General features: G+C 50.8%; 2 protein-coding genes. Both read right to left on the minus strand.

Features of this window, described 5'->3' with window-relative positions:
• Positions 1-6,591, minus strand: a complete 6,591-nt coding sequence (locus HHL17_RS22855; protein WP_169227098.1) for a non-ribosomal peptide synthetase — start codon at positions 6,589-6,591, stop codon at positions 1-3.
• A gap of 36 nt (positions 6,592-6,627) precedes the next feature.
• A complete protein-coding gene (locus HHL17_RS22860; RefSeq protein WP_169227099.1) occupies positions 6,628-21,099 on the minus strand; it encodes a non-ribosomal peptide synthetase/type I polyketide synthase in 14,472 nt (4,823 codons plus the stop codon).
• Positions 21,100-21,176: the final 77 nt, after the last annotated feature.

A 21,176-nucleotide genomic window follows, 5' to 3' on the forward strand; every position in this document is an offset into this window, starting at 1 on the left:
TTATAGAATAATTTTTTTCTGTTTAGCAGTAGGAGCAGCAGCAGATGCTGTATTGACGCCGATATACTTTGCCAATGCCGCAACCGTCGTTAGCTGGAAGAAAGTCCGCACAGACACCTGCAAGCCAAAATCCTCATGTACCGTAGCCGCCAGGCGCATCACCAACAGCGAATGCATGCCAATTTCAAAAAGGTTATCGTATATGCTTACCCGTTCTATCTCCAGCAGCCGCGCACAAATAGCGGCCAGCTTTTCTTCGAGTGCATTCGTAGGGGCTACGTACAAATCTGCTGACACCGGGGCGATATCTGATTCCGGCAACGCCTTCCTGTTGATCTTTCCATTCGCGGAAAGCGGCATTTCGGTTAACACCACCCACTGCGCCGGCACCATGTATTCCGGGAGTTTTGTTTTCAGGTATCCCGGCAATTCATCCTTGTCAAAATTTTCCTGTCCCACTACATACCCTACCAGTCTCAGTTGTTGGTGTTGGTCTGCTTTAGTAATAACGACCACCTGTTTAACCATCCCGCTTTTCTCTATCACCCTTTCAATTTCACCCAGTTCAATGCGGTAACCACGGATTTTCACCTGGTCGTCTATTCTTCCCAGGTGTACCACGGTCCCATCCGGCAACCATTTACCAAGATCTCCCGTGCGGTACATGGGTATATTGCCCTCTCCACGGAAAGGGTCTTTCACAAATTTTTCTGCTGTTAACTCCGGCCTGTTGAGATAACCACGGCCTACGCCGATGCCGGACACACAAATCTCTCCGGCCACACCGATGGGGCATAATTGCCCGGAAGCATCCAGTATGTATATGTGCAGATTTTGTATGGGTTTCCCTAAAGGCACATTGGTATGCTCCGGTGTTTCATACATAAAATGATGCGTAATATCATCGGAGGCTTCTGTAGGGCCATAGGCGTTCACCACAGGAATCGCGTGGTAATTTTTATGCTGGAACCATTCCGCCAGCAGCTGGCGAGGCAGCGTTTCTCCTGTTACCAGCAGGTATTGCAGTTGTTGGAGAGATACCCCTTTCACCGTAGCCAATATAGCCGACAGATAAGACGGCACTACCTCCAGGATCGTCACCTTATCCTTATCCACAGCCTGCATCAGTGCAGCAGGCTGTAAGATGGTATCTGTAGGATAAATAATCGTATAGCCACCGCATAACAAAGCTGAGAACATCTGCCATACGGAGATATCAAAAGTGAAAGCAGCGGTGAAAGCCACAACGGAAGCGGCATTCATCCGGAGGTCATTTACTTTGGCAAACAGGTGATTGAGCATACCGGCATGCTCAATCATAGCGCCTTTGGGCAAACCGGTAGAGCCGGAAGTATAAATAACATACGCCAGTTGAGATGGTACCGGTAACGCCGGTAGCGCTGTAACCGGGTAACTGCTGATGGCCGCACTTTCTTCATCCAGGGAGATAATACGTACCAGGCCTGTCTGCTCCGGTTTTTGTTTGTCATTACTGCTGCTGATAACAACCTCCGCTTTACTGTCGTTCAGCATGTAAGTCACCCTGTCTTCCGGGTACCCGGGATCTATCGGCAAATAAGCGCCGCCGGCTTTCATAATGCCGAGGATAGCGATCACCATCTCCGGAGAGCGGTCCAAACAAACAGGTACCAGCGAGGTGTTATCTACACCTGCCTCCCGCAGGTAGTGCGCCAGTTGATTGGAACGCTCTTCCAGGGAGGCATAGGTAAGTACCCGGTCTTCCATTATCAGCGCCGGCGCCGCAGGCGTGCGTTGCGCCTGCTGGCCAAACAGGTCGATCAATGTGCTATGGTGAGGAAAATCTACCGTTGTATTATTAAAGGTAACCAGCTGCTGATGCTGTTCTTCGTCCGTCAGCAATGGCAGGGTATTAATGCGTGTACCCGGTAAGGTGATAATGGTTTCCAGCAGCTGCATAAAATGCGTCATCAGCTGTGTGATCGTGGATTCCCGGAAAACGTCGGTGCAGTATTCCACATAACCCGTCAGCCCGTCGGGGGCTTCTTCCATAGACACCACCAGGTCAAACTGAGCAGTGTTATATTTCAGCTCTTCCCGGGCAACCGTCATGGCGCCCAATTGCACCTCATCAACAGCGGGCGTATTCTGTAACTCGAACAACACCTGGAACAATGGGGTCCTGCTGAGGTCCCGGTCTGTATTCACCGCCTCTACCACCTTCTCAAACGGAATATCCTGGTGGTCATACGCCGCCAGGGTGGTTTGTTTCACTTGTTGCAACAACGTAAGGAAAGAAGGGTGCTGGCTCAGGTCACTGCGCAGCGCCAGGGTATTGACAAAGAAGCCGATCACACCGGCTACTTCTTCCTGTGTCCTGCCTGCAATAGAAGAGCCAACACAGATATCTTCCTGGCCGCTGTAGCGGTAAAGCAGCACTTTAAATGCCGCCAGCAAAGTCATAAAGAGCGTTACGTCCTGTTGCAGGGAAAACTGCCGGAGCTGCGCTGAGAAAGCTGCATCCAGGGAAAACCGCTTCACCGCTCCCCTCGTGCTCTGAATGGCGGGCCTGGAGAAATCGGCCGGAAGCTGCAATACTTCCACGCCTTCCAGCTTTTGTTCCCAGTAGGCCAACTGTTTACCTAGTTGTTCACTGTCCGCTATGCTGCGTTGCCAAACGGCATAATCCGCAAACTGAAGCGGTAACGGCGCCAGTACAGCCTCCCGCTTTTCTATATAAGCATTGTATAATTCAGCAATATCATTTACCAGGATGGTAACAGACCAACCGTCAGAAGAGATATGATGTAAGGTGATCAACAGTATATGTTCATCTGCCGACAGGCGCACCAGACTGGCTCGCAACATATAATCTCCGGCCAGATCAAACGGAGCGTTTACCAGGTCTATCAATCGTGCCTGTAACAGCTCCGGAGAGTCGTATTTCTCGTCTGTGACCAGCGAGAGCCGCCATGCATCTGCTGACATCACCTGCTGGTAAGGTACGCCATGCTCCTGCCTGATTACGGTACGCAGCACTTCATGCCTGTCTACCACAGTCTGCAACGCATGCGACAAACCTGCTTCATCCAGCGTTCCTTTTAAGCGGACCGCCAATGGCACGTGATAGGCAACGGTGCCATTCATCTGGTCAATAAACCACAAACGTTCCTGGCTAAACGCCAATGGTATCCGTGAGGGCCTTTTACCCGCAGCAATAGCCGGCCAACCGCTTTCTTTATCTTTACCAACAAGATAAGCCGCCATTTTAGCAATGGTGGGATATTGGAAGAAACGGGTAATACTCAATTCCACGCTCAGGGCGTTACGAATGGCAGTCACCACCCGCGATGCCAGCAAGGAATGTCCTCCCAGTTCAAAGAAATTAGCGTGGGTGCTAATTTGTTTCTTTTGTAAAAATCTTTCCCATATAGCTACCAGTTGTTGTTCTGTTTCGTTGGCGGGGGCGATATAAGCTATCGTAACCTGGCTATCATCTTCCAATGCACGCAAAGCTTTTTTATCTGCCTTACCATTGGAGTTAAGCGGAATTTTTTCGAGGAATACCAGTTGAGAGGGTATCATATATGCCGGCAGCCTGCTTTTCAGGTAGTCTGTCAATGCGGCTTTATCAAAGGCCCTTTGCGGCACGATGTATCCTGAGAGGTATTTGTCGCCGGTTGCATTGATCTGCATGCATACCACAGCTTGTTTTACATCGGGGTGCTGTAGCAGCACGCTTTCTATTTCGCCCGGCTCAATACGGTGACCATGTATTTTCACCTGGTCATCAATACGGCCCTGGTATACGATGGCTCCATCCGCCTGCTGGCGTGCAAGATCACCGGTGCGGTATAGCCTGGCATCAGGCATACCACTGAAAGGGTCCTGTACAAATTTTTCAGCGGTCAACGCAGGCTTATTGAGATAACCAAGGGATACGCCGGCGCCGCCTACATATAGTTCCCCGGTCACTCCTACCGGCAGCAGCTGCCGTTCACTGCTAAGGATATACGCAGTGCGGTTGCCTAAAGGGTGGCCAATGGGAATGGTGATGCCGGGTGCTACCGTGGCGATGTTCCAGCTAAGGGAGAACCCAGTATTCTCCGTAGGACCGTATACGTTAAGGATCTGCGTATCCGGATATGCTGACTTGAATTTCCGGATATGTTCTTCCGATATTTTTTCTCCACCCACCATCAGGGCATTCAATCCTTTAAAGACACCGATTTCATCATCTACCAGTTGATTGAACCAGGCGGTGGTAAAAAACATTTTGGTGACGCCCCGCTGCCGGATTTCCTGTTTGAGCAACTGATTATCCAGCATCTTTTTCTCCGGGCATAACACCAGTTGTCCGCCATTCAGCAGCATACCCCAGTATTCAACCGTGGTAGCATCGAAGGATGGAGAGCCGGTGGATAGTATAACATCAGCGGGACTTAACTCCACGTAATTGCCGCCCATCGCCAGGCTTGTAACGTTACGATGCGTTACCATCACGCCTTTGGGCTGGCCGGTGGAGCCAGAGGTATAAATAATATAAGCCAGTGAGCCCGGGTTGGTGGAGATCACGGGCACAGGAGTGGGTGTAGCAGTAAACAGTTCCATCACTTCGTCTACACATATCAGTGCCGTGGCAGGCACCTCTTCCCTGAGCATCGTCAGCTGTGCACTGTTGGCAAGTACCAGGTCAGACTTGATATCTTCCAGCATATACCGGATACGCTCTTTGGGATAAGCCGGGTCTACAGGCACATACGCACCACCGGCCTTCAGTATGGCCAGTATGCTGACGATCAGCTGTACTGAACGTTCCATGCACAACGGCACCATCGTACCTTCCTGCACCCCTTTGCTGCGAAGGTATGAGGCCAGCTTGCCTGATTGCTCCTGCAGCTGCCGGTAAGTAAGCTGCTCCTCTTCAAAAATGAGCGCAACAGCATCCGGCGCCAGCGCCGCCTGTTCATCGAACAACGCTGTGATTGTTTTTTCGGCAGGATAAGGGATGCTGGTGGAATTGAAATCAACGATCAACTGTTCCTTTTCGCTGCGGTCCAACATCTCCAGGAGACCGATGGCCTGCGCAGGATCTTTTACGATGGATGCCAGCAAGGTTTCATAATGCGAGAACATTTTACGGATAGTGTTTTCCTGGAACAGGTCGGTGCTGTATTCCAGGTAAATGCTGATCCCTTCCGCACGCTCTTCCGCAATCCAGGTAAGATCAAAAAGGCTGGCGTTACGGACCACCGGTTCTTCGGTGACAACTACATCGCCTATACGTAATACCGGTATGGCCGGTACGTTCTGCAATATAAAAATGGACTGGAACAACGGGCTTCTGTTCATATCCCGTTCTTTCACCACCGCTTCCACTACTTTTCCAAAAGGTGCATCTTCATATTCAAAGGCATCCAGCAACGTATTTTTAACCCGTTGCAACAGGGATAAGAAGGAAGGATTGCCTCCAAGGTCGGTACGTAGTGCGAGCGTGTTGACAAAAAATCCGATCAATGGCTCCAGTTCTGTCCGTACCCTTCCGGCGGCGGCCCCACCTACACAAATATCATCTTGTCCGCTGTAGCGATGCAGCAATATTTTAAACGCTGTCAGCAACACCATATACAGGGTTGCTTCTTCCTGCTGCGCCAGTTGGCGCAATGAGGAAGCCAGCGTATTATCAATATTGAATACCACAAATGCGCCCTTTGTGCTGCTGGTTACAGGATGTTCAAAATCTGTCGGCACTTCGGCGACCGTCGCTCCTGCCAGTTTATTTTTCCAGTAGGCGAGCTTTTGTTCCATCACATCGCCTGACAGGTAGTTACGCTGCCATACGGCGTAGTCGGCATATTGTATGTCCAGTGGCGTATAAACAGGATTGCGCTTCTCCGTAAAAGCGCTGTAGCCTTCCATCAGCTCATTGACGAGTATAGAGGAAGACCATCCATCTGAAGCGATATGGTGCATGTTAAGCACCAGTATATATGCTTCTTCAGTAAGGGAAATCAGGTGGGCCCGCAACATGTAATCACGGGCGAGATCAAATGGCTGGTTGATCAGCGTGGCGATGTGGGCCTGCAACGCAGCGGTATCGGCCGTATAGCCGGTGCCGTTTATTCGCTCCAGCTGCCAGTTGTCGCCGGCAATGGCTTGTTGCCAGGTACCTTCCTCATCAGCACTGATAACGGTACGTAATATTTCATGCCGGCATACGATGCTGCGCAGCGCCTGTTCCAGGGCCTCCGTATCAACAACGCCCCGGAGCTTCAGTACCGCAGGCACATGGTACTGCACGGAGCCCTGTAGCGCATCGATAAACCACAAACGCTCCTGGCTAAACGAAAGCGGCGTGCGATCACCGGCATGCCGTGCTGCCACCCGGATCTTTTCCGTAACGGGCGTCTTCGCGGCGGCACCTGCCGAGGCTTTAAAGTAAGCCACCAGCTGCGCTTTATTTTCCTTCAGGGTTTGCAGAAAAGAAGGCGCAAATTGTTTTTGCTGATTTGTTTTCAACACCAGCTCTTCTCCATCCAGGGAGAGGCCTATTCCCAGGTCCTGTGCTTGTTCCAGTATCAGGACAACCTCCGACAAATTATAACCCGGCATATACTTAATGAGTTAAATGATGAGAGAAAAAAGCCGTTACAACCTCATTTCCTGTAATCCTTCAGACGTTTCTGACACCGCCGCCTGGCTGATCTTGATATAAGCTGCCAGTGTTTTGATGGTGGTGAGCTTGAAGAATGTCCTGACGGATATATGCAATCCGAATTTCTCCTGTACGGCTGCTGACAAACGCATCACCAGCAGGGAGTGCATCCCTAATCCAAACAGGTTGTCGTTGGTCCCGACACGGTCTGTTTCGAGTAGTTTTTTGCAGATATCTTCCAGTGTCTCTTCTATTTCATTCCCTGGTGCTTCATACTGGGTCAATAACACCTGGATGTCCGCCTCCGGCAATGCTTTTTTATCTACTTTTCCATTGGGTGTCAGCGGGAGCCGGTCGAGCGTGACGAGTTGTTCGGGCACCATGTATTCCGGCAAACGCTCTTTCAGATAAGTTACCAGCGCATCACGGCTGTAGTCATCACCGGTGACAATGTAGCCCACCAGGCGTTTAGGGCCGCCGCTGGCAGTATCATCACCTTTGGACAATACGACCGCCGATTTCACGCTATGGAACTGTTGCAGCACATTTTCAATTTCACCCAGCTCAATCCTGTAGCCACGGATCTTCACCTGTTCATCTATCCTGCCCAACATTTCAATGCTGCCGTCAGGCAACCACCGTCCCAGGTCGCCGGTGCAATACATGCGTATCGTACCATCTGCATGGAACGGGTCTTTGATGAACTTAGCGGCTGTTTTCTCCGGATCATTCAGGTATCCCCTGGATACCCCGATGCCGGAAACACATATTTCCCCGGCAACCCCAACAGGGCATAACTGCCGGGCGGTGTCCAATATGTAAATGCGCAGGTTTTGTATGGGTTTGCCTAATGGTACATTATTACGGTCAGGGGCCGCATACATGAAATGATGGGTAATATCATCAGATGCTTCTGTAGGTCCATAGGCGTTTACCACCGGGATACTGCCGTACGTGGCATGGTTAAACCATTTCGTCAATAAAGCCTGACTTACCGGTTCACCAGTCACCAGCAGGTACTGAAGACTATCCAGGGGCACCTCGCTATCTTCCATCAATATGGTGGCCAGGTAAGAAGGCACCAGCTCCAGCACGGTAATACCATCGCTGCTGAGGCGGCGTAACAACCCTGCCGGATGATGGATTTGTGCATCTGTGTAAACAACGGTACGTCCGCCGCTCAGCAAAGCCGAAAACATCTGCCATACGGATATATCAAATGTATAAGACGCTGTATAAGCCATGATGGTGTCGGCATCCATTTTCAAATCATTTACTTTGGCAAATAAATGGTTCAGCATACCGGCATGTTCTACCATCACCCCTTTAGGCTTACCGGTTGACCCGGAGGTATAAATAATATAGGCGAGATCGTTAGGCGCCGGCGCTGTAAACAACGGCGTCACCGGTTGTGCGTCCAGCGTAGCCGCGTCTCCGTCCATCAGGAAAGTATTCAGTACGGTGATGTCACTTAATTTTTCACTGCCGTAATTGCTGCTTACAATAAGAGAAGCATTGCAATCATCGAGGATATAGGTAATCCTTGCGGCCGGATATTCGGGATCGATAGGTACGTAAGCTGCACCGGCCTTCAGAATACCCAATATGGCAACGATCATGTCTGCAGAACGTTCCAGGCAAACAGGTACCAGTGAGTTTCCGGTGATGCCCTCTCCCATGAGGTAATGCGCCAGCTGGTTGGAACGCTCGTCCAACGCTTTGTAACTTACCACGGTATCACCTGCCATAACAGCCGGCGCACCGGGAGTGATGGCAGCCTGGGACACAAACAGGTCTATAAACGTTTTGTCCTGGGGAAACGCAACTGTTGTATTATTAAAATCAACCAGCAACTGTTGCTCTTCTTCCTGCCGTAACATAGGGATAGAACCAATATGCGCGGCCGGTAACTGCACAATAAATTGCAGTAACTGCTCAAAGTGTTTCACCAGGCGCTGAATACTGTCTTCGGTGAACAGGTCCACACAATATTCTATATAACCACTTAACCCGTCTGTATCTTCCTGCATACAGCAGCTGAGATCAAATAAGGTAACGGTATGCGGCACTTCTTCCTGCGTGATATGCAGCTCCCCTAATTTCAAATCAGGTGCATCAGGCATATTAAAGAGTTCAAACATCACCTGGAACAATGCCGTTCTGCTCATGTCCCTGTTTTTCTCCACCAGCTCCACGATTTTTTCGAAAGGCGCATCCTGGTGGTCATAGGCATCGAGGGTTGTTTCCTTCACCTGTTGCAACAGCGTAATAAAGGTAGGATCATCACCCAGGTTGCTGCGCAGGGGCAGGGTATTCACGAAGAAACCGATCAGACCCTCTGCTTCCTGTTGTGTTCTGCCGGCAATGGTAGTACCTACGCAGATATCATCCTGGCCACTATAGCGATACAACAATACTTTGAAAGCAGTCAACAAGGTCATGAACAACGTAGTGCCTTGTTGCTGCGACAATACCTGCAACTGGTCACGCAGTTCCTTGTCCAACCGGAACCTGCTGATAGCACCGCGCGTACTCTGTACAGGAGGACGTGAGTAATCTGTTGGCAGCTGTAGCACGTCTACTCCTGACAGTTTCTCCTGCCAGTATACCAGCCGTTTCTTTAAAGCAGCGCCTTCCAGGTGCGTACGTTGCCAGATGGCGTAATCCGGGTATTGAATGTCCAGGGCCGGCAAATGTGCCGCGCTGCCAGTGCTATACGCACGGTACAGCGCAATAAGTTCGTCCACCAATATCGATACCGACCAGCCATCAGAAGAGATATGGTGCATGACCAGTACCAGTACATGCTCTTCTGCCGACACGCGCAGTAAATGCGCCCGCAGCATGAAATCGTTAGCCAGGTCAAACGGCTTATATACCAGGCTGGTAATGTATTCCTGCAAAGCAATGGCATCCTCGCTAAAAATGGCATCTTCCACTTCTGTCAGCTGCCACTGGTCTTTATCCAGGACCTGCTGATAAGGTTTGCCCTGCGTTTGTTTGATGATGGTGCGCAGCGATTCATGCCGGTGTACGATCTGTCCGATGGCATGGTCAAGTGCGGCATTGTCCAGCGCGCCTTTCAATCTTAATACTACCGGCATGTGATAAGACACGCTGCCTTCCAGCTGATCGATAAACCACAGGCGTTCCTGGCTGAATGACAGTGGAATTTGTGCAGGCCTTTCTGCTGCAAAGAGCGCAGGCAGCAGCAACCCTTTGTGTTGCAGTTGCAGGTAGGTAGCGAGTGAAGCAATGGTAGGATGCAGGAAAAAGTCTTTTACCGTCAGCTCCGCTTCCATCTCTTTGCGGATGGCGGATACCGCACGGGTGGCCAGCAACGAGTGCCCTCCCAGTTCAAAGAAATTATCCTGTGTGCCGATACGTTCCAGGCCCAGCAGGCGTTGCCAGATGTCAGCCAGTTGTTGTTCTGTAGCGGTAACCGGCGCCTGGTAATGTAAGATGCGCTTGCGCTGTATGAATTCCCATTCAGTTAAAAACCGGCGGTCTACTTTACCATTGCTGGTCAAGGGCAACAGCTGCATGGCCACAAAAGCGAAAGGCACCATGTATTCCGGCAGCCGCTGTTGTAACTGCACCCGGATGTCTTTTTCCAGTACTTCACAGATATCCGGGAACAGGGGAATATTTGTTTTTACGCCGTCTGTATAACCGGCAGACTTACTGTAGGATGGTTCTACAAAACCGTTAAACGGTACTTGTTCCAGCAGCAGGTTTACTTTAAAAGGATCTTCGTTCAGCAGGAAACGGCATTGATAACCGGCGGCTTTAGCGGCGGCCAGTATTTCGTTCACCACTTTGGTATCGTTGTCCGGCGTCAGGATATAATCGGCCAGATCGCCCACCTGGTTCACGCTTCTGTCAGAAAGCGCCTGCTCCAGCAATCTTTCTTTCCATAACCTTGGGTTGGGCACATGCTGCAAAGCGATCCGGGGCTGACCGGCAGATAAACGTGACAAGACGCTGTTTTTATCTGCAATCTCCTCCCATGCCAGCCATTGCGGCTGCAGCACCGGCTTTTCGATATCAAGATGCAACACCACGGTGTAGCGGTAGAGCGTCAACTCATTGATGTAATCCCCTTGCTTCCATTGAATTTCCACATGGGTGATTTCCGGATACAGGGATTGCAGCTGGAAGAAATAAGCCGGTGAAAAACACAGCTCTTCTTCTTTCCACACCTCCTGGTCTACGTTCCACTCAAACTCCCGGAGGCTGGTTTTGCTTTGCAGCTTATCCAGTTGCAGCCGGCGTTTGAAAGAAGGAAGCAAACGCAGGTCCCTTACATCCCCGATCACAATATGCCCTTTTCCATTCAACAGGGAGATAGCGTTGTCCAATACATCAGACATGTACTGTGCGCCGGGGAAGTATTGTACAATGGAGTTCAGGATCACCGTATCAATAGTTGTTCCTTCTTCCAGCGTTACCTCGTGTGCAGCGCATATCTTCAGCGTTGTTTCAGGATAGCGGCGCAGGCCTTTGTTGATATGCTGTTGCAGCTGGCGGGTAGACACCTGCGAGAAGTCGGTACCAATATATTTTTCGATATGGCCAGCCAGCTGAAAATAAATCAGACCCGTACCACATCCTATTTCCAGTACATTACGCGGATTAGTTGACAGTACCACACTCGTAATATCTTCCAGCCAGTGGCGCATATTTTGCGCCGGTATGGCTTCACCGGTGAAGCTGTCGTTCCAGCCGGTGATATTAAATTCTTCATCGAGGTCCTTTACTTCATCCGCTTTACTATAAGCTGTTTCGTACAGTTCTTTCCAGGTGGCCACCTGTTGCAGGTACAGTTCCTGTTCAGTACGGAGCACGGCCTGCTGGTCGGGCACATAATAGCTGACCAGTTTCTTTTCAGCAGCCTGTTGTTCCTTTACCACCACACAACTGGCGGCTACTGCTTCCAGGTTGTTCAGCGCTCTTTCTATTTCACCGGGTTCTATCCTGTAGCCGCGCATTTTGATCTGATCGTCCATACGTCCCAGGTACTCCACTGTTCCATCCGGCAGCCAACGGGCGCGGTCACCGGTGCGGTACAACCTGGCGCCACGCTGTTCACTGAATGGATCGGTCACAAATTTCTCGGCCGTTAATTCAGGTTGATTCAGGTAGCCGCGGGATACGCCGTCGCCACCTACATACAGCTCTCCCGGCGTGCCTACCGGCAACAATTGCATGGCGCTGTCCAGCACATAGGCGGCGCGGTTGGCCAATGGACGGCCAATGGGAATACTTTTACCCGGCACCACCGCGGCGATATTCCAGGTGAGGGAGAAGGTGGTATTCTCCGTAGGGCCGTAACCGTTGATAATCTGCGTAGCAGGATAAGCGGCCCGGAATTTACGGATATGTTCTTCTGATAACTTCTCGCCTCCTGCCATCACAGCGGTCAGACCTTCAAAAATAGAGATATCATCGTCTACCAGCTGGTTAAACCAACTGGCGGTAAACCACATTTTGGTAATGCCCCGCTGGCGGATCTCCTGTTTGAGCAACTGGTTGTCCAGCAGTCTTTTCTCCGGGCATAATACCAGCTGTCCGCCGTTCAGTAACATGCCCCAGTACTCGATCGTGGTGGCGTCAAAAGAAGGAGAACCGGTAGACAGTAAAGTATCTGCGGCGCTCAGCTCCACGAAGTTGCCGCCACGGGCCAGGCTGGTCACGTTACGATGGATCACCATGGCGCCCTTGGGCCGGCCGGTAGAACCGGAAGTATAAATAACATATGCCAGTGAATCCGGATCAGTCTTCACGCCCAGGGGATGTGCCGGCATAGCGGCGAGTAAATCCAGGATATTATCTACAAAAATCAGGGTGGCATGCTCCGCTTCCGCTGCCAGCAACGCCTGTTGGTCGGTAGTGGTCAGCACCAGTTTGCTGGCGGTATCATGCAGCATATAGGCAATACGGTCCTTGGGGTAAGCCGGGTCAACAGGCACATAAGCGCCACCGGCTTTCAGGATACCGAGGATGCTCACGATCAGGTGAATGGAACGTTCCATGCATAACGGCACCATAACACCTTCTTTCACGCCCTGCTTACGGAGATAGTGGGCTACCCGGTTCGACTGCTCCTCCAATTCCCGGTAGGTAAGCTGTTGTTCTCCGAAAGACAGCGCAATAGCATCCGGTGCATTGGCCACCTGCTCTTCAAACAATGCTGTAATCGTTTTATTTACCGGATAAGGCACTACGTTGTCATTGAAGGTAACCAGCAGCTGGTGTGTTTCTTCCGCACTCAGCATTTTCAGTTCCCCGATGGCCGTTACCGGACTTTGTACTGCCGCTTCCAGCAGCGCCATATAGTGCTGTATCATTCTCCGGATGGTCGTCTCCTGGAATAAGTCGATACAATACTCTACTTCCAGGGCAATGCCGTCCGGCCTTTCTTCCACGGTCCAGAAGATATCAAACAGGCTGGTGCTGCGGATCACCGGCTCAGGCGTCATAGCAGCTTCTCCCAAACGCAATTCCGACATCAGCGGAATATTCTGCAGGGTAAACATCACCTGGAACAATGGATTTTTCCGGATGTCCCGCTCTCCCATCACTTCCATGACTACTTTTTCAAAAGGTACCTCCTGGTTATCGTGGGCGTCAAACAAAGTATTCTGTACTTCTTTCAAAGCAGCAGCAAAAGAAGGATTGCCACTGAGATTGCTGCGGAGCGCGAGGGTGTTTACAAAAAAGCCCAGCAACGGTTCCAGCTCTACCTGTGCCCTTCCGGCAGTGGCACATCCGATGCAGATGTCTTCCTGCCCGCTGTAGCGGCACATCAATACTTTTAAGGCAGTGAGCAATGTGGTAAAAAGGGTAACACCCTGCTGCCGGCCCAGTTGTTTTACCTGTGCGGATAATTCCTTGTCCAGCTGCGTATAAATCACAGCGCCCCTGGTACTTCTTACGACCGGACGTTCAAAATCTGTGGGCAGTTGTAATAGCGTGACGCCCTCCAGCTTCTTTTTCCAGTAAGCCAGTTTTTGTGTAACCAGTGGTCCCTGCAAAAAGCGGCGCTGCCACAGGGCATAGTCTGCATATTGAATTTTTAATGCGGGCAGTTCCGGCTGACGGCCGGCCAACCGCGCATTATATATTTCTATCAGTTCCTGGAAAAAGATATGTGCGGAGGAATCATCAAAAACAATATGATGTATCACCAGCACCAACACATGCTCATCGTCTGAAACACGGATCAGGTAAGCCTTTAACATATTACCTTCAGACAATTTAAAGGGCGTGTTCACCAGGCCGGCAATATACGTCTGCAGCGCAGCGGCATTATGCTGGTACAAAGGATCTTCCACTTCTTCCAATTGCCAGTTGACAGATTCCTGTATCCGTTGATAGGCATGGCCTTCTTCCTGGTCAATATTGGTCCTTAATATTTCATGCCGGTCCACGATGTGCTGTAAAGCATAGGCAAGCGCGCTTTTATCCAGGCGGCCTTTCAGTCTCGAAATGGCCGGCAGGTTATATTGCACGCTTCCTTCCAGCTGATCAATGAACCACAGCCGCTCCTGGCTAAAGGATAACGGGATGTGCGCAGGCCGCTCCTGTTTTTCAATGACTGTCGGCAAAACATTCAACAGTGCTGCTGCTACCGGCGCTGTGTTTTTTTTAGCGGGTGTTACTTTGGGTAAAAAACCTGCCTGCTGTAATTCCGTGATGGTGTCTCTGAAACATTTTTCAACAAAGTCAACATCTTCGTCGGTGTGTGCCGCGGAGAGGAAACAGGTTTTACCTTCCCATATATATACCCCTTTTTCCAGCAGATGGTAGAAGAAAAGGTCCATGTTACCGGAAATGGAGAAATAAAACAGGGAGCCAAAGTGATTCACTTTGATGGGCACCTGGTTATCGTCGAGCAGTTTGGTGATATTGCTGATCAGGCGGCTGGTGCGCGCATTCAGCTTTTCCTGCAAAGCAGGGCCTTGTCTTTCCAGTTCACCTAAAACGGCCAGGGAGGCCACCATGCTCAGCGGATGCTTACAGAACGTGCCTGCCAGGAAAGTGGTTTCTGCTTTGGGATAGGAATCATCCTTATAGTTCCACAACCCGCCGTCAAAAGCCTGCATACACCAGTCTTTACCGGCAATGATGCCGATCGGCATACCGCCGCCGGCGATCTTACCGTATGTCACCATGTCTGCGCGGATACCAAAATATGCCTGTACCCCACCCGGATGAATGCGGAACCCGGTAATCATTTCATCAAAGATCAGGATGATTTTTTCCTGTTCTGTCATGGCACGCAGTTCCTGCAACAGTGCTTTCGGCTGATAGCCCGGTCTTCTGCTCTGGATAGGTTCTACCAGTACGGCAGCCAGTTCATGCGCATGCGCACGGATCTGCTCCACCACATTGGGATTGAGATAATCAAATACCAGCACATCGGCCACCATGTTAGGGATCACGCCCGGTGCAATGGGAACACCGTTATGGTCATGTTCAATATCCTCCACCATGGCCAGTGTGCCATCAAAATAGCCGTGATAGGAACCGAGGAAAATGGCGATCTTCTTTTTACCGCTGGTGGTACGGGCCAGTCGCATCGCAGACATCACCGCTTCGGTACCGGAGTTATGAAAACTCACCCTGTCCATTCCTGTGAGCGCAGAGATACGGGTAGCCACTTCTCCTGCCAGGTAGGTTTGCGGCCCCAGCTGGTAGCCTTTCTCCAGCTGTTTGTGAATAGCTGCCGTCACTATTTCCGGACGATGTCCTAATAAGTTGACACCAAATCCCATGGTCAGGTCCACGTACTCATTTCCATCCACATCCGTCATTTTTGATCCCAGGGAAGAAGCGGCCACAATGGGATATACCATTTCTTTGGTCGCAAAACGGAAGCCTGCTGACACGCGGTTGTCCGCCAATACCGGGCGGTACTTCTCTGTCAGCGCCTTGGACGTTTGGGTTTTGGTCGTGTATTTTTCAATAAAAGCATCCAGGTAGGCCTGTTGCTCCGGTGGAAATTTTTGTCCTGGTTTGGTTTCTATTTTCGGGAAAATAGACATGCCTTTTTTAGGCGCAGCAGCAGCTGTATTTGCCTGTGCTGGCGGCTGTACCGTGCTGCCACCGTTTAATGACGGCGGGGCGACAGCATGCCCGTTCGTAGCATGACCGTTGCCATTGCTATGAGCGATGGCCGGCTGCATACCCTGCGACATCCATTGAAACTGCTGCGCAATAACACTCAATTGTTGCTGCATCAGCTGCACGGTGTCCTGAATAACGTTATAGCCTCCGGGTATCTGCACGGGCGGCGTGAATACCGGCGCTGGCAGCGGTGATGGTGAAGGAGGCGGAGGCGCGGACGGCAGCGGTGCTACAGCTGCTGCGGCTTCCGGTACCAAGGCTGCTGCCACCGGCGCGCTGTCTGCCGTTACAAAAACAGTGGCATGTTCTGCAATGTACTCCGCCATCAGCTGGATAGACGTCAGTTCTTCAAAGATCAGCCGCATGGAAAAACTCAATCCATATTCATTTTCTATTTTTCTTACCAGGCTGGCCATGATCAGCGAATCCGCTCCCTGCGACAGGAATGGCACGTGGACGTTCAGTTCCTGCGAAGGAGACATTTTCAATAGCCTGCGGAGATTTTCTGCCAGGTAGTCGGCGATATATCCGGCACTATTGGGGAGTAAATGATTTTTGTGACTCATGGGCATGTTTTTAGGGATGGTTATTTCCTCCACGGTAGACAAACTTTCTTTCGGCTGACGGGTCTTTTTCTCTATCCAGTAGCGTTCGCGTTGGAAAGGATAGGTGGGCAAAGTGGCTTTATGAGGTGCACTGGCGGCATAAAATGCCTGCCAGTTAATGTTAATTCCTTTTACATACAATGTCATCAGGGCATTGAGCATGGTCGTCCAGGACGAACGTCCTTCTCTCATCACCGGCAACAAACGATGCTCTTCATACTTCAGCGTCAGTTGCGCCATAGATAAAAGCGTGGGCTGAGGTCCCAGCTCCATCAGGTTAAATTCACCTGTTTCTTTTATCGTTTGAATGCTTTGTGAGAACAGCACCGGCCAGAGAATGTGTTTGCCCCAATAAGCGGCATCCGTCACCTCTTTTCCTGCAAGGACGCCGGTCACATTGGATACCAGCGGAATCACCGGTAAATGGTAATGAACACCGGACGCTATTTTATGGAACTCTTTCAGTACAGGTTCCATCAGGGGAGAATGGAAAGCATGCGACACCTGCATTTCCCGGCTGCCAACACCTGATTGTTTCAGGGACTGTGTCACCGCCCGCAACGCTGCCGTCTTTCCTGAGATAACCGTCAGTTCCGGTCCGTTGATAGCTGCAATAGACAATTCATTACCATATGCCTGGATAGCTGCTGCTACTTTCACGGCTGTTGCAAACACCACCGCCATGCTGCCCTCTTCTGTGACGGCGTTCATCAGCGCAGCCCTCGCGGTAATCAGCGCCAGGCCGTCATACAGACTGAATACGCCTGCCGCATAAGCCGCCGCATATTCGCCGGCGCTATGCCCCAATACGACATCGGGAGTAACACCCCATGACTTCCACACTTCCGCGAGCGCGCACTCTATGGCGAACAAAGCCGGTTGTGTGAAAACAGTTTGCCGCAACAGGCTGTTGGCTTCTTCTTTATTCTTTTTATAAAGCAGGTCGGTCAGGGAGAAAGGCCAGGTCTTTGCCAGGAAAGCATCGCAGTCATCGATCACCCGTTTGAACACGTCGTTGCTGTCATACAGCTCCCTGCCCATGTTCCAGTATTGGGCGCCTTGTCCGGTGAACAGCCAGGCAATTTTTCCGGGTGACCGTAAAGTATCTCCGGCGTGCACACTGTGCTCTCCCCTGCCGGCAACATAAGCCTGTAACTGACCGGCAGCATCTTCCCTGGAAACCGCCTGCCAGGCTATGCGGTATGGATAAGCATCACGGCCGGTAGCCATACTCCGGGCAATAGCACCTATGGAGTCCTTACTTTGTGGCAGGTCAGCCATATACCCCGACACCATCGCCTGTAAGGCGGCAGGTGTTTTGGCGGACAACAACAAAGGATAGGCAGGCAACGGTTTCTCTTCGGGAGCTGTCACTGCCAGCGCTTCTTCCAATATCATGTGCACGTTGGTACCGCTTAGTCCAAAAGCACTGACAGCTGCTCTCCGGGGCACTGCCGCGGATGGCCACGGCATAAGGATATCTGCTACCTTCACGGCCATATCCTTCCAGGGGATAAAGCGGTTAGGGGTATTAAAATGGAGACTGGCAGGAATCTGGCGGTGTTGCAGGCTAAGCACGGTTTTAATAAAACCGGCAATACCCGCTGCCGCTTCCAGGTGTCCTATATTTGATTTCAGTGCACCCATCAGCAATGGCGCTTCTTTCTTACGGGAGCGGCCATAGACAGCATTCAGTGCCAGTACTTCTACCGGATCACCAAGACGGGTACCTGTTCCATGTGTTTCGATGTATTGTATACTGTCAGCATCTACTGCGGCATTGCTCAATGCTTTCTCTATCAGTTGCTGCTGGGCAATACCATTGGGGGCAGTCAATCCATTGCTTTGTCCATCATGGTTTACCGCACCACCCTTGATGACAGCGAGAATATTATCACCGGCAGCCAGGGCGTCTTCCAGCCGCTTTAAAACCACCACACCAGCGCCTTCTCCCCTCACATATCCGTCCGCGTTATCATCAAATGTTTTGCACTGTCCTGTAGGGGAAAGTGCTTTCATGCGGCATAACTTAATCGTCGTGTCCGGCGATAACATCAGGTTCACGCCACCTGCCAGCGCCAGAGAGCACTCCTTGCGCAACAGGCTCTGTGCCGCCTGGTATACGCTCAGCAGGGACGACGAACAGGCCGTATCCAGCTGTAGCGCAGGGCCGTGGAAATCCAGCAGGTAAGCAATCCTGCCGGCGGCAATACTTCTTTCTATACCTAAACCGGTAAATACATCTTCGTAGTATGTCACGTCGCTGTTGTCGCGGATCACCTGCTGATAATCATCGGTGCTCATGCCGACAAAGATGCCGCTGTCCGTTCCTCTCAACGACGACGGTGCTATGCCGGCATGTTCCAGCGCTTCCCAGCAAACTTCCAGCAACAGCCGCTGCTGCGGGTCCATCGCTGCCGCTTCTTTGGGAGAGATGCCAAAAAACAGCGGATCAAACTGGTCCACCTGTTCAATAAAGCCACCATGGCGGGTATACATCTTACCGGGCGCATCTTCCTGTTTATCGAAATAAGCAGATATATCCCACCGGTTGTCCGGTACGGTGCCCACAGCGTTCCGGGAAGATTTTAATAACGCCCACATCGCTTCAGGCGAGCTTACATTACCCGGGAAACGGCAGCCAATCCCAACGACCGCCAGCTGATTCCCGGTCAGTTCTGTTTCCGGCTGTGTGTTTTTGCTCTCCGGTAACGGGAGCGTTATCCCCGCGAAGTGGGTAGCGAGGCTCTGTACAGTAGGATAATTGAACACCACGGTATTTTCCACCGGCATGTGCAGGAAAACTTCGAGGTCGGCCGCCAATTGTACGGCCAATATGGAGGTAAGCCCATATTCGGCAAAAGTCCGCTGGGCCGCCATTTCCGTTGGCGTAGTATGTAAATGCTGTTTCAGCCAGGCTTCCAGCCATTCTTTCAACAGCGATAACGTATGTGCGTTGACGGGAGTGGCCGTCGCTGCCGGCTGGGCCACGATAGGTTCCGCCGGAGCAGCAGCTTTCTCTGCGGCAGCAATTTCTTCGATCGCCTCTTTATAAGCGCCTTTGATATATTCCTCTACAAATAAGTGTCTTCTAACTTTTCCGCTGGTCGTCTTGAAAATCTTCCTCACCGGCAACACCTGTTTCACTTCCAGTCCCAGTCTCGCTGCCACGGTCCTTTTCACCAATGATATCATGGGCAAAAACTTCTCCGCAGACATCTTGTGCACCACAAAAACAACAATAGATTCCGATCCGTTTGTCTCATCAGGGATACCACAGGCCACCACTTTACCGGTATCAATTTCATCCAGCGTTTCCAGGGTATGCTCTATATCATGCGGATATACGTTTCCGCCGTTAACGAAGATGATGTCTTTTACCCTCCCCATGATATACAACACATCATCCAGCACAAATCCTGTATCACCGGTGTTCAGCCATCCATCTTTAAAGGTACTCTTGCTGGCTGCATCGTTGTTATAATAACGATTGGCCACACATTCGCTTTTCACCCAGATAACGCCGGCATAACCAGACGGCAGCGTGGTACCTTTTTCATTGACAATGCGCAGCTGAAAGTCGCCTATCAGGGTTCCAACGGCCACTACTTCCAGCGTGTCTGCCTCAGGCTTCTTCACCAATGATTGGCCGGTAATGCTTTTACCGATCGTCAATGCATCTCTTTTTACAAATACGCTTTGGAAAGGCACATCTGCCTTGGGGAAAGTGATTTCCAGTGTAGCTTCCGCGAGGCCATATACAGCGCGCATGGCCATCGGATCGAGTTTATATTTTGCCATCCGCTCGTTGAAAACCCGTGCCAGGCTGGCTGAAATTGGTTCAGCGCCATTCAGTATGATCCGCACGGATGACAGGTCCAGACCTTCCCCCTTCTCTTCTGTAAAATGATTTAAATAATATTTATAACCGAAGTTGGGAGAACAGGTAATGGTAACACGATAATCGGAGGCTTTTTGCAACCATAACAACGGATGCCTGATGAACAGGTCCGTAGGCATGATATATTGCTGTACACCTGCTGCCAGTGGATTAAGATGATAGCCAATTAATCCAAGGTCGTGCGTAAGCGGCATCCAGCTTAAAAAGATATCGTCATCAGTACATTCATAGGCCTCCAATACCGCGGAGGTATTCGCGATCAGGTTACGATGGCGGATTTCCACGCCCTTGGGATTACCAGTAGAACCGGATGAAAACTGGAGAAAAGCAATATCATCCCGTGTAACATCAGCTGGGATCCCTGCTGGCAGGTTGCCTTTATTTTCCTCCAGGAACAGGACCTGGTCATAAAAAGTATTGTCGGCGGCACCGTCGCTATAATCCTGCTTGCACAATTTTTCATAATGCGCCGGCGTAGTAATGATATAAGGGTTTTTCAGGTATGCCCTTATCTTATATAGTTTTCTGGCATTTTCGCTGTAATGCGTAACAGAAACCGGTACAGGTATGATCCCTCCTAAAATACAGGCCCAGAAATACTGAATAAACTGCTGGCTATCTTCCAGCTGCAACACCAGTTCGTCGCCGGGTTTCAATCCTTTATGTTGTAAATATCCAAGCAGCTGTAAAGCATCCTGGTACAACTGATGATAGGATAGAAAATGGGTCCTGTTAGCTGCTACTATAAAACTGACGCCTTTATCGCGTTGATCTTTCTGGTGAATCAGCAGCTCTGACAGGGTCTTCGCGGACAGCTCTTTTCTCATTTGTGCTCAGTTATTTGTTCAGTAAAAACAATAATTTAACCTGTAGCAAGATGGGATCGCCACCTGACTACGTCCAT

The organism is Chitinophaga fulva (assembly GCF_012927205.1).
GTDB lineage: Bacteria > Bacteroidota > Bacteroidia > Chitinophagales > Chitinophagaceae > Chitinophaga > Chitinophaga fulva.

Coding starts and splice junctions, on each gene's coding strand:
- HHL17_RS22855 (WP_169227098.1), bottom strand. CDS start 6,591: ATGCCGGGTTATAATTTGTCGGAGGTTGTCCTGATACTGGAACAAGCA.
- HHL17_RS22860 (WP_169227099.1), bottom strand. CDS start 21,099: ATGAGAAAAGAGCTGTCCGCGAAGACCCTGTCAGAGCTGCTGATTCAC.